The sequence below is a fragment of the Rhizobium terrae genome, assembly GCF_003425685.1.
GTDB classification, from domain to species: Bacteria; Pseudomonadota; Alphaproteobacteria; order Rhizobiales; family Rhizobiaceae; genus Neorhizobium; species Neorhizobium terrae.
In genome coordinates, this window is sequence record NZ_QJKM01000014.1 from 1 (window position 1) to 26,185 (window position 26,185).

The window sequence follows — 26,185 nt, forward strand, 5'->3', positions numbered from 1 at the left end:
TCGACATAGCTGAAGAGTTCCCCCGTCCGAACATCGCCGCCACGCATTCCATAATCCCCAAAGCCCCTCGGACGCAGTGAATCATTTCGAAGCAGTCAATGCCAGTGGCTTTTTCAACAGCCTGCTAGAGCCCGATGGATACGTCGCGGCCGGCCGAGCGGACCGCCACCGCAAAGCCGCCGACGACATCGATGAACGTGATCGTCATCAGGATGAAGAAGATCTGCGTCGCGGCATCCCTCACCAGCAGGAATTCCACCAGATAGGCGATGAAAACCAGCATCGACAGCATGTGATTGAGAAGCGAGCCGCGCCCGTTGCGGCTCGCTTTCAGGATTTCCACGAACAGGAAGACCAGCGAGACAACGATGATGCCGTCGCCGAGCGTCATGGTCCATGTCGCGCCGGAGAGCATCTGGAGCGAACTGACGACACTGCCGAGCGATGCGATCCCTCCGCCGCCCAGAAGGCCGAGCATCGCGAGATTGTAGAGGATGAAGGGAATGATCATCAGCGGCAATGCGGCGAGCATGAAGGGCTCCGGAGCTTTAACGGAATGGGTCGGCCCGGACTGTGCTTCCTGAATACGCTTTCCGCAAGACGTCGCGGAAACAAAAAAAGGCCGGCAGAGCCGGCCCTTCAAGCGAACGTTCAAGTAAAACGCTTACGCGCTTTCCTTCGGCGTCAGAACCTGACGACCGCGATACATGCCGGTCTTCAGGTCGATGTGATGCGGACGGCGCAGTTCGCCGGAATTCTTGTCTTCGACATAGGTCGGAGCCTTGAGCGCGTCGGCGGAGCGGCGCATACCGCGCTTCGACGGGCTCGTTTTTCTCTTCGGTACAGCCATTTTCGTTACTCCACTTTCGTGCAAAACATGATCTCCGGCCGGAACTGAGGCCGATTGGACATGTTTCGATCTCGGAAATTTGGGCGGCTTATACATGGCCGGCAGGGCTTTGACCAGTCCTTGCTGGGATTTTTTGAGAAATATGCGGCTATGCCTCGTCCTCGGGCACGATCCAGGTCTCCTTGAGGGCCGCGTCCTGCCATTGCACCCAGGCCGGATGAGACTTCATGGCATTCATGTAGGCAAGCGTCTCCTCGTCCTTGACCAAGTCATAGACATCGAACCGGTTGACGACGGGCGCGAACATCGCATCCGCGGCGGAAAACGCGCCGAACAGAAACGGCCCGCCGGACTTGCCTCTGAATTCCCGCCAGATCGTCTCGATCCGGGCGACATCGTCCATCACGCCGTCAGGCAGGTCGATCACCCTTTTCGGCCGGCGCATGTTCATCGGGCAGGCATTGCGCAACGCCCGGAAGCCGGACAGCATTTCCATCGAGATGGAACGGGCGGCGGCACGGTCGTCGCCCGCATTCGGCCACATGCCTTTGTCCGGAAACATCTCGGCGACGTATTCGATGATCGAAAGCGATTCCCAGACGCGCACGCCGCCATGATGCAGGACCGGAACCCTGCCCGTCGGCGAGATCGGCTTGAACTTCGGATTGCCGGCTGGAAAATCGAAGGGGATCAATACCTCCTCGAAAGGCACGCCTGCCGCCGTCATCGCGATCCAGGGGCGGAATGACCAGGAGGAATAGTTTTTGTTGCCGATATAAAGAGTAAGCTTTTCCATGGGCGGCGTCTCCGGTTGGCTGCATCAGCCTATAATCGGCATCACCGGATGCGACCAATGAAATCGCTGAAACTCAACCATAAATGCATTTGATATAGTCGCCGGCGCTCCGCGCCCTGCGCTCCACGATGCCGGCGAGCCGCTGCATGCCGCGGCCCGGCTTGCCGGCAACGCGGGTGATGGGATTGGGCAGCGAAACGGCCAGAAGCGCGGCCTGCCGCGCGCTGAGTTTCGAGGCGGGTATCCTGAAGTGATATTGGGCGGCGGCCTCGGCTCCATAGATGCCCGGCCCCCATTCGGCGATGTTCAGGTAGATTTCCATCATCCGCCGCTTCGACCAGACGAGATCGGCTCCGAGCGCCAGCGGCAGTTCGAGCCCCTTACGGATGAAGGACCGGCCGTTCCAAAGGAAGAGGTTCTTGGCCGCCTGCATGGGAATGGTGCTGGCCCCGCGCGTCGCTTCTCCATCCAGTGCATCCTCGACCACGCCGCGCATCTGGTTCCAGTCCACTCCACCGTGGAAACAGAACTGGCCGTCCTCGGACATCATCACCGAACGGACGAGATTGGGCGAAATGTCGTCGATGCTCATCCAGCGACGGTCGTAACCGCGAAACAGCGCAAGTTCCGACAGCATCAGCGTCGAGACCGGGCGAGTGAAGGGCAATGCGTAGACGAAAACGAGGAGATAGGGCAGCAGAAGAACCGCAAGGACGATCAGCACGGCGCGGCGGATTAGGCCGCCGGAAAACAGGCGCCGGCGCAATCCTGTGTTCACCGGCTCGTCCTCCTGCACCTGGCTTTCGGGCGTTATATCCAATGTCCCGCTCATCCCTGTTTCCGTTTTCATAACCGCACAACGCGGCCAAGGCGAGTCCGGCACCGAAAACTTCGCGTGTGCTGGTAAATCGCCGTTGCCAGCCAACAATCGCCATGCCAAACAGCGGCCATGACGGACAGCAAGACGGAATTCGAAATGCGCCTGCGGCAGAGCGCCGCCGAGACGGAGGTCATGCTTTCGTCGCTGCTGTCCGATACCTGTCTCGGCGACGAAATCGCCCGTCCGCCGCACTTGATGGCCGCCATGCGGCATGGCTCACTGAACGGTGGAAAGCGGTTGCGGCCCTTTCTTCTGCGCGAGGCCGCGGCATTGCTCGGCGGTTCCTCGCAGGCAGCCTTGCGCGCCGGCGTGGCGCTGGAATGCCTGCACTGTTATTCCCTGATCCATGACGATCTGCCGGCCATGGACGACGACGACCTGCGCCGCGGCCAGCCGACCGTGCACAAGGCCTTCGACGAGGCGACCGCGATCCTCGCCGGCGACAGCCTGCTGACCTATGCCTTCGACATCATCGCCGCGCCCGAGACCGAGCTTGCCGACCGGCTGAAGATGGAACTCGTCCTGTCGCTTGCGCGGGCTGCCGGGCCGGGAGGAATGGCGGGTGGTCAGGCCTTGGATCTCGCCGCGGAGAAATCCCCACCCGACGAAGCCGGCATCGTGATCTTGCAGACAATGAAGACCGGTGCTCTGCTGCGCTTTGCCTGCGAAGCCGGCGCCATCGTCGCCGGTTCGCCCTCGGCCGATCGCGAAAGGCTTCGCCTTTTCGGCCAGAAGATCGGCCTTGCCTACCAGCTCGCCGACGATCTTCTGGACCTTACCTCCGATGCCGCCACCCTGGGGAAGGCCGCCGGCAAGGATGCCGCGCGCGGCAAGGGAACGCTGGTCGGCATGCATGGCATGGACTGGGCCGAAAAAAGGCTCGATGCGCTGACCGAAGAAGCCGTCGAGCTGCTTGCGCCCTACGGAGAAAAGGCGCTTATTCTGCAGGAGACGGCACGCTTCATCGCCAGCCGAGATAACTGACGCCTGGGGAAAGACCTTGCCCGATATCCTGATCTACATGTGGCCGGCTTATATCGCCTATATCATCAACGTCGCGAGCCCCGGCCCGGCCAATTTCGCGATCATCGGCGCGTCGATCTCGCAAGGCCGCCGTGCCGGTCTCGTCACTGCGCTCGGCATTGCCTGCGGCTCGTTCACCTGGGCCTGTGCGGCAGCACTCGGCCTTGCCGCGCTGCTGCGCAACTATGCGATCGCGCTGGAAATCCTGAAGGTCCTTGGCGGGCTCTACCTGATCTACCTGGCCTGGAAGGCTTACAGATCCGCACGCCTGCCCGATGCGAAAGCCGCGATCGGCAATGCCCGGACGGATTATACGTCGCGCCAGCTCTGGCTGCGCGGCTACATGATCCACTTGACCAATCCGAAGGCGATCTTCGCATGGCTGGCGATCATTTCGCTGGGCCTGCCGGAAAACGCGTCGACCTCGGCAATCGTCCTGATCATCGCCGTCTGCATGACGTCCAGCCTGACGATCTTCACCACCTATGCTATGGTTTTCTCGACATCCCACGCGTTGCGCGGCTACAGGGCCGCCCGACGCTGGATCGAAGGCACGATGGCCGTCTTCTACAGCGTCGCCGGCTTCAAGCTTCTGACGAGCCGCATCTAAGCGACTCGCCGGAGCTTTTTACGATCAGCCTTGGGTAATCGGAGCAATCGCCACCTCGACGCGGCGGTTCTGCGCACGGCCGTCCGCGGTCGCGTTGGATGCGATCGGCTGCGACGGACCGAAACCCATCGTCGACATGCGGCGCTGGTCGACCCCGCGGCTGCCGAGATAGTTTGCGACGGAAGCGGCGCGGCGCTCGGAAAGTCCCTGGTTGTGCTGCAGGCTGCCGGTCGAGTCCGTATGGCCGTTTACGTCGACGAAGGTCCTGTTGAACTTGTTCAGCACGAGCGCGACGGAATCGAGCGTCCGGTAAAACGGCGGGATCACCTGGTCCTGGTCCGTGGCGAAGGTAATGTTGGACGGCATGTTGAGGATGATGCGGTCACCCATGCGGGTCACCGAAACGCCGGTGCCCTGGAGTTGCGCACGCAGTTCCGCTTCCTGATTGTCCATGTAGGCACCGATGCCGCCACCGGCCAGCGCCCCGATGCCCGCGCCGATCAACGCGTTGCGGCCCGCATGGCGCCCGCCCGTCAGGCCACCCGCAAGAGCACCGAGACCGGCACCGATCGCGGCGCCGCCGGCCGTATTGGAAATCTTCTGCTCGCCCGTATAGGGGTCGGTCGTGGTGCAGGCAGAAAGATAGGTCGCGCAAAGCGCAACGATCGCGATTTTCTTGATCATATAAATCGAAGTCCCCGTCGTCAGTGGTGACTCTCATTTACCATGAATTGCGGCAATAGCGAGGTGGCCCGCCGTCGGCTGCGGCACGGATGGCTTCGAGCTCTTTCGGCGACGGGCCGTAAGGGTTCTCGTTCGTGTTCAGCTTGACGAGATTCCGGATGCCCGGCTGTTCGTCGGCGGCATAGGGTTTCAGCGTGCTGACGACGGCGACCAGTACTGGCTCATGGATTATTCGGCAGCCGTCTTCTGGCCGAAACGGTTCTCGATATAATCGATGACGAGCTTCTCGAAATCGGCGGCGATATTGGGACCACGCAGCGTCATCGCCTTCTTGCCGTCGATGAAGACTGGGGCGGCCGGCGTCTCGCCCGTACCCGGCAGCGAAATGCCGATGTCGGCATGCTTGCTCTCGCCCGGTCCGTTGACGATGCAGCCCATGACCGCAACATTCAGCGCTTCGACGCCTGGATACTTCTCGCGCCAGACCGGCATGTTCTTGCGGATATCGTTCTGGATGTTCTGGGCAAGTTCCTGGAAGACCGTCGACGTGGTGCGGCCGCAGCCCGGACAGGCGGCGACGACCGGCACGAACTGGCGGAAGCCCATGACCTGCAGGAGTTCCTGCGCCACCTGCACTTCACGGGTGCGGTCGCCATTCGGCTCCGGCGTCAGCGAAACGCGGATCGTATCGCCGATCCCCTGCTGCAGCACGTAACCCATGGCGGCCGAAGACGCGACGATGCCCTTCGATCCCATGCCGGCTTCGGTGAGACCGAGATGCAGCGCGTGGTTGGAACGCTCCGCGAGCATGGAATAGACGGCAATCAGGTCCTGTACCTGGCTGACCTTGGCCGAGAGAATGATGCGGTTGCGCGGCAGGCCGATCTGTTCGGCAAGCTCGGCCGAGATCAGTGCCGACTGGCAGATCGCCTCGTGCATGACTTGGCGAGCGGAGAGCGGCGAGCCCTCGGCGGCATTGCGGTCCATCAGGGTCGTCAGCAGGTCCTGGTCGAGCGAACCCCAATTGACACCGATGCGCACCGGCTTGTCATAGCGGATCGCCATCTCGATGATGTCGGCGAACTGCTTGTCCTTCTTGTCCTTGAAACCGACATTGCCCGGATTGATGCGGTATTTGGCGAGCGCCTCGGCGCAGGCAGGATGATCGGCGAGCAACTTGTGGCCGATATAGTGGAAGTCGCCGACCAGCGGCACATCCATGCCGAGCCGCAGCAGACGTTCGCGGATCTTCGGGACGGCGGCGGCGCTCTCGTCGCGATCGACGGTGATGCGGACGATTTCGGAACCTGCCTTGTAGAGGGCAGCGACCTGAGCGACCGTCGCGTCGATATCGGCGGTATCCGTATTCGTCATCGACTGGACGACCACCGGTGCACCCCCGCCGACAATGACGCCGCCGACATCGACGGCCACGGTCGCGCGGCGCGGCTTCGGATCATAATCGATGGGTGACGACATCGGAAATCTCATCGGCTTGGTGAAATGAGCGCTTTTCAGGTGGCGTATGCGTTGCCGCTTGTCAACGGCGCGCCGCATACTTTGATCCTGGCGCCGCGCAACTCTTCTATCGAAGCCCTATTACGCCTTTTTAATGGTGGGCGTTGTCGGCATGCCTGGCGAGCGACGACAGGAGCAGCACCACGAGGATAAGCACCGAAAGACCCGCGAAGATCGCCGCAAGGCCGGTATGTTCGGCGATGAAACCGATGCCGGAAGGCGCGACGAGAATACCCGAATAGCCCATGGTCGTCACCACGGAGAGACCGACGCCGGCCGCCATGCCCGGCAGGTTGCCTGCCGCCGAGAAGCAGATCGGCACGATGTTGGAAATGCCGATCCCGGCCAGCGCGAACCCTGCGATCGCCATCGGCGCGTTTTCGGCGAAACCGATCAGCAGCAGCCCCAGGATTGCAATGACCGAACAGACACGGAGCGTCATGACCGCGCCGAAACGATCGCGGATCAGGTCACCGGCAAAGCGCATCGCCGCCATGGTCAGCGAGAAGGCCGCATAGGCAAGCCCTGAGAGGCTCACCGACGCCGCAAGCTCATTGCGCATGTAAAGTGCGCCCCAGTCCAGGATTGCCCCCTCGGGGATCATACAGAACAGCGCCATGATGCCGATCAGCCAGGGCAACGGCGAAAGCGGCAGTCGGCGGGCGGCCGCGTGGTTCGCCTCGTCCGGATGCGGCGCATCATGCAGCACCGTTCGCCAGGCTGCGACGATCATCAATGCGGCGAGGATCGTCACCAGGATTACATGCGCGGAAACGCCGATGTGTTCGATCAGGAACCCGCCGGTGGATGACCCGACCAGACCGCCGAGGCTCCAGAAGGCATGGCAGGACGACATGATCGACCGACGCATATGCTTCTCGACCGAAACGGCATTGGCATTCATCGCCACATCCATGGCGCCCAGCAATCCGCCAAACAGGAAGATCGCCACGGCGCCGGTCCAGACATCGCCGACCCAGGTGAGCAGCAGCAGCGTCGGCGTCAGGAGAATGGCGGCAACCTTGCTGACCTGGCTGGAGCCGAAGCGGGCGATCTGACTGCCGGCGATCGGCATCATCACAATCGACCCAAGGCCGAAAGTCAGAATCATCAGACCAAGCGCGCTTTCGCTGAGGCCGAGACGACCGGCGAATTCCGGAATCTTCGGCGCCCATGCTCCGACCATGAAGCCGTTCATGAGGAAAAGCAGCGCCACTCCCACCCTTTCGCGGGTAATGAAGGCGGGGCGTCCGTGAGGCCGGGAGGAGGAGCGGGTATCCATGAAATCAATCCTTCTGGTTGCGGCAACCTTCATTTAAATCGATTAGATTTGCAACGACGCACCACACCTCTCCCTCTCACAAATTATATCTGAAGGAAACCTGAACAGGTGGCAGAGCCGGGACTGACAGCCGGCGCGCAGCGCGCCGGTCTCCGTTCTGGCACCGTTCGGATATAGGCGATTGTCTGGCTCGGCTTTCTGGTCTGAGAAGACTTGCCGGCCAACGATGCGATTATCGGCGCCATCCTGATCGGCAGCGCCGGCCTCATGATCATCTTCGGCAAGAGGCTCGGCCGGAAAGTTCACGGAACGAAGGAAAGCGGCTGAAAATCAGCCGCCATAGACGATCAGCAGATCCTTGGCATCGATCTGGTCGCCGGCCTTGACCAGCACTTCGGCGACGCTGCCGTCCTTTTCGGCATGCAGCGCCGTTTCCATCTTCATCGCCTCGATGGACAGCAGCACGTCGCCGGCCTTGACGGCCTGACCGGCTGAAGCGAAGACGCGGGAAATGACGCCCGGCATCGGCGCACCGAGATGCGCAACATTGTCTGCCTCGGCCTTGCGGCGAACGGCGCTTCCGGAGGCGCCATGCGCCCGGTCCGGCACCTTGATGCGGCGCGGCTGGCCGTTCAGTTCGAAAAAGACGGTCACCATGCCTTGCGCATCCGCGCCACTCATCGCCTGATTGACCACGACCAGCGTCTTGCCCCTCTCGATATCGGCAAACAGCTCCTCGCCGTCCTTCAAACCGTAAAAATAGGCATGTGTCGGCAGGACCGAGACCGGACCATAGGTGTCGGACGCCAGCGCGAAGTCGGTGAACACCTTTGGATACATCAGGTAGGAGGCGAATTCGAAATCGTCGACCTTACGGTCGAGCTTGGTTTCGATCGCCTTGCGCTCGGCATCGAGATCGGCCGGCGGCAGAAGCGAACCCGGCACGGCCGTGTACGGCTCCTCGCCCTTCAGCGCCTTCTTCTGCAGCGCCGCGGGCCAGCCCCCCGGGGGTTGGCCGAGATCACCCTTCAACATCGAGACGACCGATTCCGGAAAGGCGATGTCCTTGGCAGGGTTTTCGACATCGGCGACGGTCAGGTCCTGGGAGACCATCATCAGCGCCATGTCGCCGACCACCTTGGAAGACGGCGTCACCTTGACGATATCGCCGAACATCTGGTTCACGTCCGCATAGGTCTGCGCGACCTTGTGCCACTTGGTGTCGAGGCCGAGCGAACGGGCCTGTTCCTTGAGATTGGTAAACTGGCCGCCCGGCATTTCGTGCAGATAGACTTCCGAGGCCGGCCCCTTGAGATCGCTTTCGAAGGCGGCATACTGGTTGCGCACGGCTTCCCAATAGAAGGAGATGCGGCGAATCCATTCTGGATCGAGCCCCGGATCGCGCTCGGAGCCGGACAGCGCTTCCACGATCGAGCCGAGGCAGGGCTGCGACGTGTTGCCGGAGACCGCATCCATCGCCGCATCGACTGCATCGACGCCGGCGTCGACCGCGGCAAGCACCGTCGCAGCCGAGATCCCCGACGTATCGTGCGTGTGGAAATGGATCGGCAGGCTGGTCGCCTCGCGCAGCGCCTTGAAGAGAACGCGTGCGGCCGCCGGCTTCAGCAGGCCCGCCATGTCCTTCAGCGCGATGATATGGGCCCCTGCCTTTTCCAGTTCTTCGGCGAGAGACGTATAATATTTGAGGTCGTATTTCGGTCGGGCGGAGTTCAGGAGATCGCCAGTGTAGCAGATCGCCGCCTCGCAGAGCTTGTTTTCTTCCTGGACCGCATCCATGGAAACGCGCATGTTCTCGACCCAGTTCAGGCAATCGAACACGCGGAAGAGATCGATACCGCCCTTCGCCGCCTGGCGGACGAAATATTTGACCACGTTGTCCGGATAGTTCTTGTAGCCGACGCCGTTTGCTCCGCGCAGCAGCATCTGCAGCAGAAGGTTCGGCGCGCCCTCGCGGATCAGCGCCAGCCGCTCCCACGGATCCTCGGTGAGGAAGCGCATCGACACGTCGAAAGTCGCTCCGCCCCAGCACTCCAGAGAAAAGAGATCGGGAAGCGCCCGCGCATAGACGCCGGCGACGCGCGCGATGTCATAGGTGCGCATGCGGGTCGCGAGCAGCGACTGGTGCCCGTCACGCATCGTCGTGTCGGTCATCAGAACGCGCTTTTCATTGCGCATCCATTCGCCGAACTTCCGGGGTCCGAGCCGGTCCAGAAGCTGCTTGGTGCCGTCCGGAACATCGCCGTTGATATAGGGCAGAACCGGCCTGGCCGACTGCGGCGAAGGCTCCGGCCGCCCCTTGGTTTCCGGATGGCCGTTGACGGTGACGTCGGCGAGATAGGTCAGGAGCTTGGTGGCACGGTCGGCCCGCTTCACCTGTTCGAACAGTTCCGGCGTGGTGTCGATGAACCGCGTCGTATAGGAATTGTCGCGGAATTTCGGATGGCCGATGATCGCTTCCAGGAAGGTGAGATTGGTTGCAACCCCGCGGATGCGGAATTCGCGCAGCGCCCGGTCCATGCGGCTGATGGCTTCCTGCGGCGTGGAGCCGGCGGCCGTCACTTTGACGAGCAGAGGATCGTAATAGCGGGTGATGACCGCGCCGGAATAGGCCGTGCCGCCATCAAGACGGATGCCGAAGCCTGCCGCCGAACGATAGGCGGTGATCCGGCCGTAGTCCGGGATGAAATTGTGCTCCGGATCTTCCGTGGTGATGCGGCACTGCAGCGCATGACCGTTGAGGCGGATATTCTCCTGGGCCGGCACCCCCGATTCTGATGTGCCGATCGCAAAACCTTCGAGGATATGGATTTGCGCCTTGACGATGTCGATGCCGGTGACGACTTCGGTCACCGTATGCTCGACCTGGATGCGCGGATTGACTTCGATGAAGTAGAATTTGCCGGTATCGGCATCCATCAGGTATTCGACCGTGCCTGCACCGATATAGTTCGTCGCCTTGGCGATCTTCAGCGAATATTCAGCCAGCTCCTGGCGCTGCGCTTCGGAAAGATAAGGCGCCGGGGCACGTTCCACGACCTTCTGGTTGCGGCGCTGGATCGAACAGTCGCGCTCGAAGAGGTGCACCACGTTCCCGTGCGTATCGCCGAGGATCTGGCTTTCGACGTGGCGGGCGCGCTCGACGAGCTTTTCGAGATAAACCTCGTCCTTGCCGAAGGCCGCCATCGCCTCACGCTTGGCTTCTGTCACTTCCTTGGCCAGATCGGCCTCCGAACGGATGACGCGCATGCCACGGCCGCCGCCGCCCCAGGACGCCTTGAGCATGACGGGATAACCAATGGCTTCGGCCATCTTCGCGACTTCGCTCATATCGTCCGGCAGAGGTTCGGTCGCCGGCACCACTGGTACGCCGACCGAGATCGCCAGATTGCGCGCCGCGACCTTATTGCCGAGCTGGCGCATCGTCTCCGCCGTGGGGCCTATGAAGATGATGCCCGCATCGTTGCAGGCCTCGACGAATTCCGGACTTTCCGACAAAAGGCCGTAACCCGGATGAATGGCATCGGCTCCGGAAAGCTTCGCGACGCGGATCACTTCCGGGATCGAAAGATAACTCTCGATCGGCCCCATGTCCTTCGCAAGGTGCGGGCCGCGGCCGACCTGATAACTCTCGTCCGCCTTGAAGCGATGCAGGGAGAGCTTGTCCTCCTCCGCCCAGATAGCGACCGTCTTGATACCCAGTTCATTGGCAGCCCTGAAGACGCGGATCGCGATCTCCGAACGGTTGGCGACGAGAATTTTCGAAATCTGCAAAGTGGCTCTCCCCAGGCCCAGCGATAAATTGCTGCACTGCAAAGAGAACAATATCGCGCTAATTAAGCAAGCGGAATCTGCTGCCGAGCCGCATGTTGAAATTGTGTCACGATTGATTTGGGGAACTGTCGCTTAGGTCGTAAGCCCGAGGCGAAACGCCGAGGCGACGACGTGCTGGCGGTTCTTGGCCTTCAACTTCTCCTGCAGGCCATTGATATACCAGTCGACCGTATGGCTGGAAATATCCAGCGACCGGGCAATCTCGTTGGACGTCAGGCCGTCCGCAAGCAGGACTATCACTTCCATTTCGCGTCTGGTCAGCTGAGTATCCACATTTGCGACGGCTTCGAAGCCGTCGGACTGGTTCCGGATTTCCAGAAACCGCCAGAATACTTTCTTGGCGGCCGCGTCGAAGAGCGCCATTTCCGCCGGCGAGAGATCGACGGGCCGGCCGCCCAATGTCATGTAGCCGAGCAATCCATTGCGGCCATGGATCGGAAACGTATATCCGTCAAGCAGGCCGTAGCGGGTTCCTTCCTGCATCATCCGCTGCATGCGCTGCCTGTGCGGATCGTTTTTCAGCCTGACAACGGCATCCCGCCAGCGGAAGGGCCTCTGCGCCATGCTCAGCATCCGGACGGTCGGATCGACGAGAACGTATTTGCGGGCGAGATAGATTTCCTGCCACCCCTCCGGCCAGCGGCCGGCGAGAACGAAGTTCATGGAGTCCTGATTCGGCCGCGACTGGAGAAGAACGCTGTAATATTCAAAACCATAGGCTCGCAGAAGGGATTCCACCTGGGCTGTCAATTCGGTCTCAGTCTTGCTTTCTCCGACAAGCACCAAAAGTTGCACGATCAGTTGAATATTCAAGACTGCCCCCTGCCCGGCCTTCTTTGGCGCATTTTTGCTTTGGATTAAAATTCAGTTATTTCCTGCGTGATAATCGATTAGCATAGTTATCATTCGTTGAAGGTACACCGCGAAATCTAGCCCTCGATCGTTTTGTGACGAGGCAACGCCCTTCGGACAGGACACGGAATTCGCGAACTCTTGCCCTCCATTAAATATTTCTGGCAGAAGAGGTTCCACGTCCGGCATTCGTCGCGGAATTGCCGTTTCCGATCCATATGTTCCATGTCCCGCCGCGCCGTCGGCTCGATTATCAATGAGGTTGCCGCAGTTGACGCTGTTCCAGGTTTATGCACGGGCTCTCCAGTATCTGGCGAAGAACAAGTGGCGAGTCACCGCCGTCGTCATCGCCAATATCGTGCTTGCCGTCATCACGATCGCCGAGCCGGTCCTTTTCGGCCGCATCATCGATGCCATTTCGTCCGGCACCTCGGTGGCTCCTGTCCTCATGCTGTGGGCGGGCTTCGGCGTGTTCAACACTGTCGCCTATGTACTCGTCGCCCGTGAGGCGGACCGGTTGGCGCACGGCCGCCGCGCGTCGCTGCTGACGGAGGCATTCGGCCGCATCATTTCCATGCCGCTCACTTGGCACCATCAGCGCGGTACGTCAAACGCTTTGCATACGCTGTTGCGTGCTGCGGAAAGCCTGTTCGGCCTATGGCTGGAATTCATGCGCACGCATCTCGCGACTGCGGTCGCCATCGTCCTTCTGGTGCCCACCGCAGTCTCGATGGACTGGCGGCTCAGCATCGTGCTTCTGGTGCTGAGCATCCTCTACTGGATCATCGGCGTCACGGTGATGAACCGCACCAAGGAAGGCCAGGCCTCCGTCGAGAACCACTACCATACGGTTTTCTCGCATGTCAGCGATTCGATCAGCAACGTCTCGGTCCTGCATAGCTACGACCGGATCGAGGCTGAGACCAAGGCCCTCAAGGCCTACACCAAGGATTTGCTCGCCGCTCAGTATCCCGTGCTCGACTGGTGGGCGCTTGCTGGCGCCTTGAACCGGACAGCGTCCACGGTCTCCATGGGCATCATCCTCGTCATCGGAACCATGCTCGTGCAGCAGGGTGAGATCCGCGTTGGCGACGTCGTCGCCTTCATCGGCTTTGCCAACCTGCTGATCGGTCGCCTCGATCTTCTGCGCCAGTTCGCCACCCAGATTTTCGAAGCCCGCGCCAAACTCGAGGATTTTTTCATCCTCGAGGATTCCGTCGAAGACCGCGCCGAACCGGCGGATGCCCGCGACCTCGGCACGGTGAATGGCGAGGTGGAATTCCGCGACGTTTCCTTTGGTTTCGCCAATACCAACCAGGGCGTTCACAACATCTCCTTCACGGCCAGGGCAGGTGAGACTGTCGCGATCGTCGGTCCGACCGGCGCCGGCAAGACGACGCTCATCAACCTGCTGCAGCGTGTTTATGATCCGCAGGAAGGCCACATCCTGATCGACGGCGTCGATACTAGCACCGTCACGCGCAAGTCGCTCCGCAGCTCGATCGCCACCGTCTTCCAGGATGCCGGGCTGTTGAACCGCTCGATTAGCGAAAACATCGCGCTGGGCCGCGAGGGTGCGACCGACGAGGAAATCCTCCAGGCGGCGGAAGCTGCCGCGGCAACCGATTTCATCGAAAGCCGCCTGACGGGCTACGACACCACGGTCGGCGAGCGCGGCAACAAGCTTTCCGGAGGAGAGCGCCAGCGCATCGCGATCGCCCGCGCCATTTTGAAGAACGCGCCGATCCTCGTCCTCGACGAGGCGACCAGCGCCCTCGACGTGGAGACCGAAGCCCGCGTCAAGGCGGCGATCGACCGTCTGCGCGAGAACCGCACCACCTTCATCATCGCACATCGCCTGTCGACCGTCCGCGACGCCAACAAGGTGATCTTCCTCGACAACGGCCGCATCGTCGAAATGGGCAGCTATGACGAGCTCAGTCAGCTCGGCGGCCGCTTCGCCTCGCTGCTGCGCACCAGCGGTTTGTTGAGCGACGAGGATGAAGACGCAGACAAGGCGGAAGCCAGCCAGCCGGCCTGAGAAACGGCACGCGGCAAGCATCCGCGCTCGTCCGCCCCTTCCGGAATTATTCTGCGGGAGGGTTCGCAAACCTCTCCGCCGTCATACTCAGGCCTGTCCCGGGCATCTATCCACGTTCATGCGCTGAACCGGCCTAGGCCCTTGGAACGTCGTCGGGTTAAACCGAAGACGAAGATGGCGGCGGAGCGGGACGCGCTATCCGTAAACAACAATGCAAAAAGCCGCCTTTCCGGAAGGCGGCTTTTTGTTTGACGTAAACCTTATACGGGAGGGACCGGGCCTCAGTTGTTCGCCGGCTCCGGCAGCCGCTTGGCGGCGGCACTTGCCACGACGAACTCCCCGTTCTTGTCCGCAGCCTTGCCGTCTACCGTCACCTTGCCGCCTTCGACGACGATCTTGTGAACCACGCCGTCGAGCGTCAGGTCTGCGCTGAAACCATCCCAATCGCTCGGCAGCGACGGATTGACGTGCAGCTTGTCGCCCTGGCGGCGGATGCCGAGAATGCCCTCGATCGCCGCGCGGTAGAGCCAGCCCGCAGAACCCGTGTACCAGGTCCAGCCGCCGCGGCCCTGATAGTCGCCGGCGCCGTAGACGTCGGCCGCGACCACATAGGGCTCGACGCGATAGGTTTCCGCCGCCTCACGGTTGAGGGCATGGTTGATCGGATTGAGAATCTGGAAGCACTTCCAGGCATCGTCGCCGCGCTTCAGCGCCGCCAGCGCCATCACCACCCAGATGGCCGCATGGGTATATTGGCCGCCGTTTTCGCGCACACCCGGCGGATACGCCTTGATATAGCCCGGGTCCCTGCGGGTGTTCTCGAAGGGCGGCGTGAAGAGGCGGATGATGCCTGCATTCTCGTCCACGAGCTTCTCCATGACCGCATCCATCGACTGACGGGCACGCTCCGGATCGCCCATGCCGGAGAGCACGCTCCAGGTCTGGCCAAGCGAGTCGATACGGCATTCGTCGCTGCTGGCCGAGCCGAGCGGAGAACCGTCGTCAAAGTAACCGCGGCGATAATAGGTGCCGTCCCAGCCGGCCTTTTCGAGCGCCTGCTTGAGGCTCTCGATATGGTCGGCCCAGCGCTGCACGCGCTTGCGGTCCTTGCGGGCTTCCGCGTAGGGAATGAAGTTCTGCAGCGCGGCTCCGAGAAACCAGCCGAGCCAGACGCTCATGCCGCGATGGCCGACGCCGACACGGTTCATGCCGTCGTTCCAGTCGCCACCGAGGATCAGCGGCAGGCCCTTGTCGCCGGTCCGGGCGATCGCAAGATCGAGCGCACGGGCGGCATGTTCGTAGAGCGTGCCGGTTTCCGCCGAAACGGTCGGCTGGATGAAGGCGTCGTGCTTGTGCTTTTCAAGCGCCGGCCCTTCGATGAACGGCAGTTCCTCATCAAGCAGCGTCCCGTCGCCGGTCACCGAGACATACTGGTGCATCGCATAGGCGAGCCAGACCACGTCGTCGGAAATCTGCGTGCGGACGCCGGCGCCGGTGCCCGGCAGCCACCAGTGCAGCACGTCGCCTTCCTTGAACTGGCGCGACGTCGCGTTGATGATCTGGGCGCGGGCGAGCGATGGCTCGTGCACCAGGAAGGCCAGCGTGTCCTGCAGCTGGTCGCGGAAGCCGAAGGCGCCGGACGCCTGATAGAAGGCGGAGCGGGCCATGATGCGGCAGGCGAGCGCCTGATAGGGCAGCCAGTAGTTGACCATGTTGTTGAGCGACTTGTCCGGCGTCGAGATCTTCAGGCGGCCGGTGAAGCCGGTCCAGAAGGCCTTGTTCTCGGCCAGGATCGGCTCGAACTCCTCGGTGCGCAACTGCGCCACGAGTGCTTCCGCCTCTTGCCTTGTCTCGCCGTCACCCATGTAGAAGGTGACGGTCTTCTCTTCGCCCGGCGCGAGCTCGATATCGTAGAGGAGCGCCGCGCAGGGATCGCCGTCGAGATCGAGCGAACCGCTGAGATCGGACGCCGCCGTGACCGCTGCCGGCGTCTGTATGGAGCCGAACCTGCCGATGAATTCCCGCCGGCTGACGGTGAAGCCGACCGGCTGTTCCTTCATCGCCATGAAGGCGAAGCGGCGGTAGTCGATGCTGAACGGGTTGGTGGCGTAAAGCGCACCGGTTTCTTCGTCGCGGCTCGACAGGATGAACGGCACGGTACGCGCCGCATTGCCTCCGAGCAGCCATTCCGCATAGCCGTAGACGCGTAGCCTGCGGGTTTCCGAACCGCCATTGTGCAGCAGGATATGCGACAGCTTGGCGGGACGGTTGCGATCGACCGTCTGCGTCATCTTCAGCTTCAGGCCGTTCTCCTCGCTGGAGAAGACCGAATAGCCGAGACCGTGACGCGCCTCGAACTTGACCTCCGGTTTGCGCGACAAGGCCGCGATCGGGGTCATGACGGCGCCGCTGTCACGGTCGGCGACGTAGAAGCCTTCGCTCGGACGGTTGAGCACGAGGTCGTTGGTCCACTGCGTCAGCTGGTAGTCGCGCGAGTTCTTGGCCCAGGTGAAGCCAGCGCCTTCCGCCGAAACGTGGAAGCCGAACTTGTCGTTGGAGATGACGTTGATCCATGGATGCGGCGTCGCCTGGCCGCCATGCAGCCGCACGACATATTCGTTGCCTTCTGCCGAAAAGCCACCGAAGCCGTTCCAGAATTCGAGATCGCCACGGGTTTCGGTCACAGCCGGAACCTGGAAGATGTCGCCGTTGAGCAACGGACGACGATCGACCTCGATCTCGCGGTCTTCCGGCGGCGCAAAGATCGTCGCCGTGCGGTTGAGCTGGTCGATGATACGGCCGTTGCGGGCATGCAGGACGACGCGCGAAGCGGCGATCATGCCTTCAGCCGCCGCATCGCCCATGATTTCGCGGCGCAACAGGAAGACGTGCTGGCGCTGACCTTCCGCCTGTCCGGTCCGCCGGGCGTTGGTCGCCATATGTTCGATGGCCTGCTGCAGGTCCTGCGTATCCTCCGCGATGCGCTCGTTGAGGATGATGAGATCGCTCGCAACGCCCCGGGACCGCAGATATTCCTGCGCACCCATCGCCTCCTTGGCGACAGTCAGGTCGTTTTCGTCGTTGAGACGCAGCGTGAAGATCGGAAGGTCGCCGGACACACCCGATGGCCAGAGGCCGGATTGCTGCTGCATGCTGGCGTTGAGCGTCGCCTGGTCGGCGCGGAGCTGCATGTCCGGATAGACCAGGTAGCGGGCGAGATGCTGGAATGCGGCCGCGTCCTGAGACGTGACGCCGAGATGGCGCATCTGCACCTGTGTGCGGGTCCAGGCCTGCGTCAGCTCGCCCTGGAAAGCGTCGGCGTGACGGTAGCGTTCGATCGCCGCGTCGAGGTCCTCGCGCTGGGCGGCAGCGATGGTCCAGAACACCACGCTGACCTTCTTGCCTGCCGGCACGCGCACGACGCGGCGAAGCGACAGGACGGGATCGAGCGTGAAGCCGTCGGTGTTCGACAGCGTCGCGCCCGGATCGAAAGCGGCAGCTTCCGCAAGCGTGCGGCCGCGGCCGAGGAACTTGCGGCGATCCGTTTCATATTCGGTCGGCCGCGCCGAGCCGGCATTGTCTGCCGCCAGATGCGCGATCATCATATCGGGATCGGTCGGGCTGCGCTTGTTGCGCCAGGCGCGGATCACGTCGCCGCGACGGCCGATCTCGGTCTTGACGAACATGCGCGCAAAGAGCGGATGCCCGCTGTCGTCCGCTTCGTTGGTCAGCACGGGTTCCATATAGGAGGTCACTTCGATGAAGCGGTCCTCGGTGCCCATGTTGAGCAGCGTCAGACGACGGCCTTCCGCATCGTGCTCGCTCGCGACGATGACCTCGACCGTACTGGTCAGGTCGCCGATCGTCTTGTGGAATTCGGCCCGTTCGTCCGAAAAGATCGTCTTGGTTTTCTCGCCTTCGGCGCGGCGCGGCTCGGATGTCGCCGACCACCACTCACCGGTCGCGGTATCGCGCAGGAAAAGGAACTGGCCCCAGCGGTCTTCTGTCGGATCCGCCTTCCAGCGCGCGACGCCGAGACCGTTCCAGCGGGAATAGCCCGTGCCGGCGGCGGTGAGCATGATCGAATAGTGGCCGTTCGATAGAAGAACGAGTTCGCGGTCCTTGGTCGCCGGGTTGTTGATGGTGCGGATTTCCGGCCGCAGCAATTCACCACCGCCCTTGCCGGGGGTTTCCTCGTGCTTGGCGCTCATCACCGGGATGTCGCGCGGCGCCTTTTCCTGCAACAGCAGTTCCGCCGCCTCGATCACCGGATCGGAATGGAAGAGCTCACGCAGCAGGCCGTTCATGACGACGTTGGCGATCGCCGCGATCGACATGCCGTGATGGTGGGCATAATAGTTGTAGACCACGGCGCAGCGCTTGCCTTCCGGCACGCGGGTCGGCGTGAAATCGACCGCATCATGGAAGCCGAACTGGCCGAGCGCGCCGAGCGAACGGAGTTCCGCAAGATTTTCCGCCGCCGAGATCGGATCGTACTGACTGGCGAGGATCGATGCATAGGGCGCAATGACGGCATTCTGGCCGAGACCGCGCTTCAGACCGAGCGTCGGCACCCCGAAATTGGTGTACTGGTAGTGCATCTGATGGTCGAGCGCGTTGAACGCAGCTTCCGAAATGCCCCAAGGCGTGCCGAGGCGGCGGCCGTGGTTCATCTGTTCCTGGACGATCAGGTTGTTGGTCTGGTTCAGGATACCGCCCTGACGCTCCTGCATGACGAGCGGCGGCATCAGGTATTCGAACATGGAACCCGACCAGGAGACCAGCGCGCCGCGCGCACCGATCGGCACGACCTGGCGGCCGAGCTTGTACCAGTGTTCCGTCGGCAGATCACCTTTTGCGATGCCGAAGAGGCTGGTGAGACGCGCTTCCGACGCCAGAAGGTCGTAGCAAGCCTCGTCGACTTCGTTGCTTTCGACGCGATAACCGATCGACAGGAGGCGTCGGTCCTTGCGGAACAGGAAGCTGAAATCCATCGAAAAGGCAAGATTGCGGGTCCGGTCGCGAAGCGCGCTGAGCCGCTCGCGCAGCGATTCGATATTGGCGTTGTCGAAAACGCTGTCGGAAATATGCGCCTCGCAGATCGCCACCAGCGATGCCGACCAGCGGGTCACTTCCTCGCTCTGCGCCGTTCGGACTTCCTGGTCGAGATTGATTGCCAGCTTCTGGATATCGCGGGCGAGGACGGCGAGATTGATGATACGGATCGACGCGAATTCATGCTCGCGCTTGACGGCGGCCAGCGCGTTGCCGAAGCCGACGATGCGCTCTTCGAGACGGCGGCGCAGCGGACGGACGGTCTTGCGGTCATCCGGCAGGGCCTTGAGCGTTTCGGCGAGAATGCCGGAGACGTCGCCAATGCCGTCGAGATTGCCCTGCAGATGCGCGGAAGGCGCTTCCGCCCAGATGCGCAGGGCCGAAGAAATGGCGATCAGGTGGCCGGCGAAGTTGCCGCTGTCGACCGAGGAGACGTAACGCGGCACAAGCGGCTTCATGGTATCGATATGATACCAGTTGAACATGTGCCCGCGGAACTTCTCGGCCCTTTCGACGGTCGAGATTGTCTGTTCGAGACGCTCGATCGTGTCGGTGAAGCTGATCCAGCCGAAATGGCGCGCCGAGATCGTCGAGAGCAGGTAGACGCCGATATTGGTCGGCGACGTCCGCTTGGCGACCGACGGGTTCGGCTTTTCCTGGAAATTGTCCGGCGGCAGGTAATTCAGTTCGGCCGTCACGAAGGTCTCGAAATAGCGCCAGGTGCGGCGCGCGATCTTGCGCATCTCGACGGAAACCGGTTCCGGCACGAACAGGCGGTCCTCGGTTTCGGCCGACTGGCTGACATACCAGGCGACGAGCGGCGAGAAGATCCAGAGCACGGCGAACGGAATGCCGACGAGGAAGGCGTTGTCGCCGGGCAGCGCGGACAGGATGATGCTGAGCACCGCGATTGCCGGCGCATGCCACATCGCGCGGTAATAGTCCTGGGGACTGCCCTGCGCGTTCGACTGGATCGATGCGGCCGTGCGCCATTCCAGCATCAGCTTGCGGCTGAAGAACAGGCGATAGAACGAACGGGCGATCGCATCCGTCATGATGCAGGCGGCGTCGGCGATGAAGACGATGCGGAGCGCGACCTGCGCATTGGCCGAACGGATATCCGACCAGACGGAATAGAAATGCGCCCGCGGCACGATGTCGGTGGAATGCGGCAGGAGACCGGTGATGAGGCCGATCGTCGGCGCGACGAACAGCGAGAAGATCAGCAGGATCTGCCAGATCAGCGCGCCGAGCGGATCCATGAAATACCAACCGAGTACCGATGCGAAGAACCAGGCGATCGGCGTGAGCGACCGGCGCAGGTTGTCGAACATCTTCCAGCGGCCGAGCGCCGTGACCCCGCGTTTCGGGTCCATGATATAAGGCAGGAGCTGCCAGTCGCCGCGGGCCCAGCGATGCTGGCGCGAAACTTCGACCTCGTAGCGGGTCGGGAAGTCCTCGACCAGTTCCACGTCGGTGACGAGCGCGCAGCGCGCGAACGAACCTTCGAGCAGGTCGTGCGACAGAACCGAATTCTCCTCGATCCGGCCCTTCAGCGAGGCTTCGAACGCATCGACATGGTAAAGGCCCTTGCCGGTGAAGCTACCTTCGCCGGTCAGGTCCTGATAGACGTCGGATACCGTGAAGACGTAAGGATCGAGGCCGCGGCCGACCGAGAAGACGCGCTGGAAAACCGAGGCTTCCTTGCCGGTCGTCAGCGACGGCGTGACGCGCGGCTGCATCAGGCCGTACCCATGGACGACCCGGTTGGTCTCGGGATCGAGCACCGGCTGGTTGATCGGATGATGCATCTTGCCGACGAGCTTGGTGACGGCTTCGCGCATCAGACGCGTATCGGCGTCGAGCGTCATGACATATTGCACGCCCTGCGGCACCATGTTGGCGCCCGAGAGATAGGTTGTGTCCTGATCGCCGCGCAGCAGCATGTTGAGTTCATGCAGTTTGCCGCGCTTGCGCTCCCAACCCATCCACGCGCCTTCGTTCGGGTTGAACAGGCGGCGGCGGTGCAGCAGGTAGAAACGGGTCCGGCCGTCCTCGTCATATTTCGCATTCAGTGCCGCGATTTCGCGCTTGGCATAGTCGAGGATTTCGAGGTCCGCTTCGGTTTCCTCGAACTTGCTGTCGCGCCAGTCGCTGAGTAGCGAGAAATAGATTTCACCATGCGGATTGGCGAGATAATGGACTTCGAGATTGCGGACGAGTTCATCGACCGTATCACGGTCGGTAATGAGGCAGGGTACGGCAACGAGCGTCTTTGCCTCGTCCGGAATACCTTCCTTGAACTCGTAGCCCACCAGCCGCGCCGGACGGACCACATAGGTCACCAGCGTGTTGAACAGCCCCGTTGCGCCTTCGGAAGCCGGCAAGGCGAACATCAGCAGGAAGAAGACGACGACCGGCAGCGGAATATCCGCCTGTACCAGGAAATAGCCGGTGATCGCGAGCACGACCAGGGTAATGAAAATGACAGGGCCCGCGATGGCGAACCAGTTCAGCTTGCGGACCATCCGCACGAACTGCTGCACCATGAGCGGATTGTAGCCGACGGCGGCTTCCAACTCGCGGCGGCGACGGCCGACGACGAACGCTCCGACATTGGTTTCGCGTGGATCGGCATTTTCTTCCGCCGCGGCTTTTTCGGCGAGTCGAATCGCGATTTCCGCAATCTCGGCTTCGCTCTTACGAGAGCGACGGGCGATCTGTTCGATGCGATTGCGGTAGCTGTTGCGCGAACCGAAATCGAGCGCCTCGTAATCCGTGCGCTCGCGGAAGAGCTTGTCGATCTGCGAGACGTCCTCGAACCAGACGCTCCATTCGGTATCGTCGATTTCGCGCAGGCTCTTGATGATGTTGCCCATCGTCACGTTGCCGGACGAAAGACGATTCTGCTCGGCCTGCATCACCTCTTCGACGGTGGTGCCGGCCTCTTCGAGACGCTTTTCCAGCCAGGCGACGGCGAAACCGGTGTTCTGGGAGGCGTTGCGCAGACGATAGAGGAACTGTGCCGTGAACGTATTGTCGCTCGTCAGGTCCTCGATGCCCTTGAGCAAACCCGCGCTCTGTTCCTCGCTATTCAGCCGGATGATTTCATCGGCCGTCTCGTTGGCGCGGCGGCGCATGTTGCGCGAACGGTCGACGCGGGTGGCGATGCGGCGCAGGTTCTCGATCAGCACGAAACGGATGAAGGACGGCAGCGCCCAGATTTCGCCGATTTCCAGCGGCTCGGTTTCCTGGAAACCCTCGACCATCGCCGCCAGCCCGTCGCGATTGAGACTGCTGTGGGTATGGGCGACATAAAGCCAGGCAAGCACCAGCACGCGCGGCATTTCCTGGCCGCCGACGGTCGCCGTCCTGAGCTGCTTGAAGAACTTCTTCGGGAAGTCGCGGCGGACTTCCTGGATCGCCTCTTCGACGATGTAATAGTTGTCGAGCAGCCATTCCGCCGCCGGCGTGATCGAGGCGCCCGCGTCGACATCGACCGACGTCGCCCGGTAGACGCGGAAAATTTCCTGCTCGTTTTCCTTGTGACGCTTGAAGAATTCGAAATCCACGACGCCCGGCAGGCTGGATGCGCCCTCCCTGCCCAGCTTCTCGCCGCATTCCCTCAAGGCGTCGATATTGAAATAGGTCGCGCGGATCGAATCGTTGTGATCGATCTGCTTGGCTTCGGTTTCGCGCGGGGAAGCTGACGGGTTATTAAGGGACATGGACACGCTTCTGGTGAAAATCTCGGGGTTTTGTCGGCCTCGCCTTACTCGGCCTGCCTCGTCGGCGCCAGTCATCATTTGAAATATGGTGACCGCACCTCAAGACAAATCCATGAAGAGGGAAATAGAGAGCGCCTCGGATATGGCAAATGACCGAACGGAATCTATTTCCCGCCTTCGCGGATTGACGCATCCTACGCCTCTAAGCAGACCTGCCTGAATGGAACCTGAACAGAAGCAGGCCCTTGATAAAACGATTGAATTCCAGCTTCCGGTCTGGCGTGGACTTTCGCCATCCGGGATCGTTCCGCAGCTGGACTTCTAACGAAGACGGGTTACTTCGCCGGCCGGTGCTGCTATTCATGCCACCGACGGCAGGCGGGCACGGCGCCTGCCGATAACCCAATCGATTTTTCGGTGTTTCAAGCGATGACGATCCAGTTTTCCAACTACATGGCAGAAGTCGTGGCCACACGCCGCTACCTTCATCAGCATCCCGAACTCGGCCTTTCCGAATTCAACACTTCGGATTTCATCGCCCGGCAGCTTGGCGACTTCGGTTATGAAGTGACCCGCGGCCTCGGCCAGACCGGCCTGGTGGCGACGCTGAAGAACGGCACGGGCAGCCGCTCGATCGGCATTCGAGCCGACATCGACGCGCTGCCGATCGAGGAGGAGACCGGCGCGGAATATGCCAGCCGGAACAAGGGCTTGATGCATGCATGCGGCCATGACGGCCACACCGCCATGCTGCTCGGCGCTGCCAAGATCCTGGCCGAGCGCAGGAATTTCGACGGCACGATCCACCTCATCTTCCAGCCGGCCGAGGAAAACTTCGGCGGCGCGAAGCTGATGATCGACGACGGCCTCTTCGAGCGCTTCCCCTGCGATGCGGTTTTCGGCCTGCATAACGACCCGAGCCTCCCCTTCGGCCAGATCGGCGTCAAGGAAGGCCCGATGATGGCAGCGGTCGACGAATGCCGCATTACCGTCAACGGCCACGGCGGACACGGTGCCGAACCGCAGGGCGCATCGGACCCGATCGTCTGCGGTGCGAGCATCATCATGGTGCTGCAGACCGTCGCCTCGCGCAACATTCATCCGCTTGATGCCTGCGTGGTCACCGTCGGCGCCTTCCACAGCGGCACCGTCAGCAACATCATCCCCGAACGCTCCGAAATGATCCTGACCATCCGCTCCTTCGATCCGGACGTCCGCGACGAACTGGAACGCCGCATTCGCATGATCGCCGAGGGCCAGGCAGCGAGCTACGGCATGAGCGTCACGATCGACTACAAGCGCGGCTACGAGGCGACGGTCAACCATAAGGCCGAGACCGATTTCGTCCGCGACCTTGCCCGCCGCACGCTCGGCGAGGACAAGGTCGTCGATCTGCCGCGCCCGTCGATGGGCAGCGAGGATTTCGCCTTCATGCTGGCGGAACGCCCAGGCACCTATTTCCTGCTCGGCACCAAGCGGACCGACGACGATCCGCCTCTGCATCATCCACGTTTCGATTTCAACGACGACGCGCTGCCGATCGGCGCGACCTTCTGGGTTGAGCTGGCCGAAGCCTATTTACCTGCGAAATAATCTCGCAGCCGCTGCTCTGAAAACGAAACACCTCCCGGGCGGTCGCGCGGGAGGTGTTTTCCGTCCGGGGAGGACCGGAAGAGGCTTACGGAAAAACGCCAAGCGTCACGGCACCGACAAAAACGAAGGCGGCTGCGACGAGAGCCGTATTGATTGCCCATTGCCACTTGCTGGCAAAGGTAACGCGAACAGGGAAAGACCGTGTCTGATGCTCGATGTGCTGCATGGATGTCTCCCGGGTTCTGGATCCGCTCTTCCCGAGCGTCTCCTTACCTTATCTTATCTCTAGTAACCCGATAGAGATAACGTTCCTCGCGGCAGGACGTTCCGTAGAAAATCCTTTTTTCTTAACGGCGCCTCTCCGCAATTAACGGTTTATTATGCCCTTCCCGTACGTAAGGGGGGTCAAGCGGGAAATTTGTCGAGCGCCAGCCTGAAGACTTCGGCGTCGATATTTCCGCCCGAGCAGACGGCAATCACCGTGCCGCCGAGGCTTTCTCCATGAAAGATGGCCGCCGCCAATGCTACGGCGCCGCCAGGCTCCACGACGATCTTCAACCTGTTGAAGGCAAGCGCCACCGCGTGCAGCGCTTCGTCTTCGGTCACCACCAGCCCCGGCCCGCAAAGCCGCGAGACGATCGGGAAGGTGATGTTGCCGGGCTGAGGCGTGATGATCGCATCGCAGAGCGAGCCGGACTGCGTCGCGTTGCGCTCGATCTTGCCGGAAGCGAGCGAGCGGGCCGTGTCGTCGAAACCTTCGGGTTCCGCCGGGTGGACGACAAAGCCCGGAGCCTTGGCCGCCAGCGCCAGGGCGACGCCGGAAATGAAACCGCCGCCGCCGGTCGGCACGATCACGTCGGCCTTTTCGATACCCTCTTCCCTGGCCTGCTCGGCAATTTCCAGGCCGGTCGTGCCCTGGCCGGCAATGACCAGCGGCTCGTCGAACGGCTTGACGAGCGTCAGGCCGCGCTCCTTGGAAAGACGTGCGCCGATTTCATCCCGGTCCTCGTTGGCGCGGTCGTAAAGCACCACCTCGGCGCCATAGGCACGGGTGTTTTCGATTTTGATGCGCGGCGCGTCGGACGGCATGATGATGACGCTCGGAATGCCGTGAAGTTTTGCCGCGAGTGCTACGCCCTGCGCATGGTTGCCCGACGAGAAGGCGATCACGCCCTTGGCCCGCACCTCCGGCGCAAGCGCAGAGATCGCCGACCAGGCACCGCGAAATTTGAACGAACCCGTGTGCTGCAGGCATTCCGGCTTCACGAAAATGCGCCGGCCGGCAATCTCGTCGAGGAACGGGGAAGAAAGCAGCGGGGTGCGGCGCGCATGTCCATCGAGGCGGACGCGGGCGGCTTCGATCATGGCGATATCGGTCATCGGGAATTCCGTCTCCGGGAAGGGATAGGGGAGGTAAATGC

The 26,185-nt window shown here is 61.9% G+C and carries 16 protein-coding genes and 1 pseudogene; 4 read left to right on the top strand and 13 right to left on the bottom strand.

What is annotated here, in order from left to right; all coding sequences use genetic code 11:
- Window positions 1–124: 124 nt before the first annotated feature.
- The 4 genes from DMO26_RS23895 to mtgA all read right to left on the bottom strand — a co-directional run bounded on the left by DMO26_RS23895 (window position 125) and on the right by mtgA (window position 2,466).
- Window positions 125–532, bottom strand: coding sequence for a hypothetical protein (locus DMO26_RS23895; RefSeq protein ID WP_117194685.1), 408 nt, complete (start codon window positions 530–532; stop codon window positions 125–127).
- A gap of 132 nt (window positions 533–664) precedes the next feature.
- Complete coding sequence (gene rpmF, locus DMO26_RS23900; protein WP_003543812.1) at window positions 665–850, bottom strand: 50S ribosomal protein L32; 186 nt, start codon at window positions 848–850, stop codon at window positions 665–667.
- A gap of 148 nt (window positions 851–998) precedes the next feature.
- Window positions 999–1,646, bottom strand: coding sequence for a glutathione S-transferase family protein (locus DMO26_RS23905; protein ID WP_117194686.1), 648 nt, complete (start codon window positions 1,644–1,646; stop codon window positions 999–1,001).
- A 73-nt stretch (window positions 1,647–1,719) separates the two neighbouring features.
- Window positions 1,720–2,466: a monofunctional biosynthetic peptidoglycan transglycosylase gene (mtgA, locus tag DMO26_RS23910; protein ID WP_404947082.1), complete on the bottom strand. Its 747-nt coding sequence runs from the start codon at window positions 2,464–2,466 to the stop codon at window positions 1,720–1,722.
- A 129-nt stretch (window positions 2,467–2,595) separates the two neighbouring features.
- Here mtgA and DMO26_RS23915 point away from each other — a divergent pair, with 129 nt between their 5' ends.
- The gene (locus DMO26_RS23915; RefSeq protein WP_117194688.1) at window positions 2,596–3,510 is read left to right on the top strand and encodes a polyprenyl synthetase family protein; all 915 of its coding nucleotides are present in this window, start codon (window positions 2,596–2,598) and stop codon (window positions 3,508–3,510) included.
- Window positions 3,511–3,526: 16 nt separating this feature from the next.
- Entirely contained in the window at window positions 3,527–4,159 is a 633-nt protein-coding gene (locus DMO26_RS23920) for a LysE family translocator (protein WP_205421259.1), read from the top strand.
- 24 nt (window positions 4,160–4,183) lie between these two features.
- Here the strand turns inward: DMO26_RS23920 and DMO26_RS23925 are convergent, their stop codons facing one another.
- The 6 genes and pseudogenes from DMO26_RS23925 to DMO26_RS23950 form a co-directional block, all read right to left on the bottom strand.
- Entirely contained in the window at window positions 4,184–4,843 is a 660-nt protein-coding gene (locus tag DMO26_RS23925; RefSeq protein ID WP_117194689.1) for an OmpA family protein, read from the bottom strand.
- 73 nt (window positions 4,844–4,916) lie between these two features.
- Window positions 4,917–5,068: pseudogene (locus tag DMO26_RS34515) on the bottom strand (histidinol-phosphate transaminase); the annotation flags it as partial.
- Window positions 5,069–5,071: 3 nt separating this feature from the next.
- Window positions 5,072–6,322, bottom strand: coding sequence for a flavodoxin-dependent (E)-4-hydroxy-3-methylbut-2-enyl-diphosphate synthase (gene ispG, locus DMO26_RS23935; protein WP_117194827.1), 1,251 nt, complete (start codon window positions 6,320–6,322; stop codon window positions 5,072–5,074).
- Between the two features lie 130 nt (window positions 6,323–6,452).
- Window positions 6,453–7,643 (bottom strand): MFS transporter, encoded by a 1,191-nt coding sequence (locus DMO26_RS23940; RefSeq protein ID WP_117194828.1) that lies wholly within the window; start codon window positions 7,641–7,643, stop codon window positions 6,453–6,455.
- Window positions 7,644–7,973: 330 nt separating this feature from the next.
- Window positions 7,974–11,435, bottom strand: a complete 3,462-nt coding sequence (pyc, locus tag DMO26_RS23945; RefSeq protein WP_117194690.1) for a pyruvate carboxylase — start codon at window positions 11,433–11,435, stop codon at window positions 7,974–7,976.
- Window positions 11,436–11,567: 132 nt separating this feature from the next.
- A complete protein-coding gene (locus DMO26_RS23950; protein WP_117194691.1) occupies window positions 11,568–12,308 on the bottom strand; it encodes a helix-turn-helix transcriptional regulator in 741 nt (246 codons plus the stop codon).
- Between the two features lie 310 nt (window positions 12,309–12,618).
- Between DMO26_RS23950 and DMO26_RS23955 the strand changes: the two genes are divergently transcribed.
- Window positions 12,619–14,388, top strand: coding sequence for a glucan ABC transporter ATP-binding protein/ permease (locus DMO26_RS23955; RefSeq protein ID WP_117194692.1), 1,770 nt, complete (start codon window positions 12,619–12,621; stop codon window positions 14,386–14,388).
- Window positions 14,389–14,669: 281 nt separating this feature from the next.
- Here the strand turns inward: DMO26_RS23955 and DMO26_RS23960 are convergent, their stop codons facing one another.
- On the bottom strand, window positions 14,670–23,171 hold the full coding sequence (locus DMO26_RS23960; protein WP_117194693.1) for a GH36-type glycosyl hydrolase domain-containing protein: 8,502 nt from the start codon (window positions 23,169–23,171) through the stop codon (window positions 14,670–14,672).
- Window positions 23,172–23,600: 429 nt separating this feature from the next.
- Here DMO26_RS23960 and DMO26_RS23965 point away from each other — a divergent pair, with 429 nt between their 5' ends.
- Window positions 23,601–24,764 carry a M20 aminoacylase family protein gene (locus tag DMO26_RS23965; protein WP_226951407.1) on the top strand — a complete coding sequence of 388 codons (1,164 nt, stop codon included), beginning with the start codon at window positions 23,601–23,603 and terminating at the stop codon, window positions 24,762–24,764.
- 85 nt (window positions 24,765–24,849) lie between these two features.
- Here the strand turns inward: DMO26_RS23965 and DMO26_RS33840 are convergent, their stop codons facing one another.
- Together DMO26_RS33840 and DMO26_RS23970 are read right to left on the bottom strand one after the other, a co-directional pair.
- Window positions 24,850–24,990, bottom strand: a complete 141-nt coding sequence (locus tag DMO26_RS33840) for a hypothetical protein (protein ID WP_162895045.1) — start codon at window positions 24,988–24,990, stop codon at window positions 24,850–24,852.
- 179 nt (window positions 24,991–25,169) lie between these two features.
- Entirely contained in the window at window positions 25,170–26,144 is a 975-nt protein-coding gene (locus tag DMO26_RS23970) for a threonine ammonia-lyase (protein ID WP_117194830.1), read from the bottom strand.
- Window positions 26,145–26,185 lie beyond the last annotated feature (41 nt).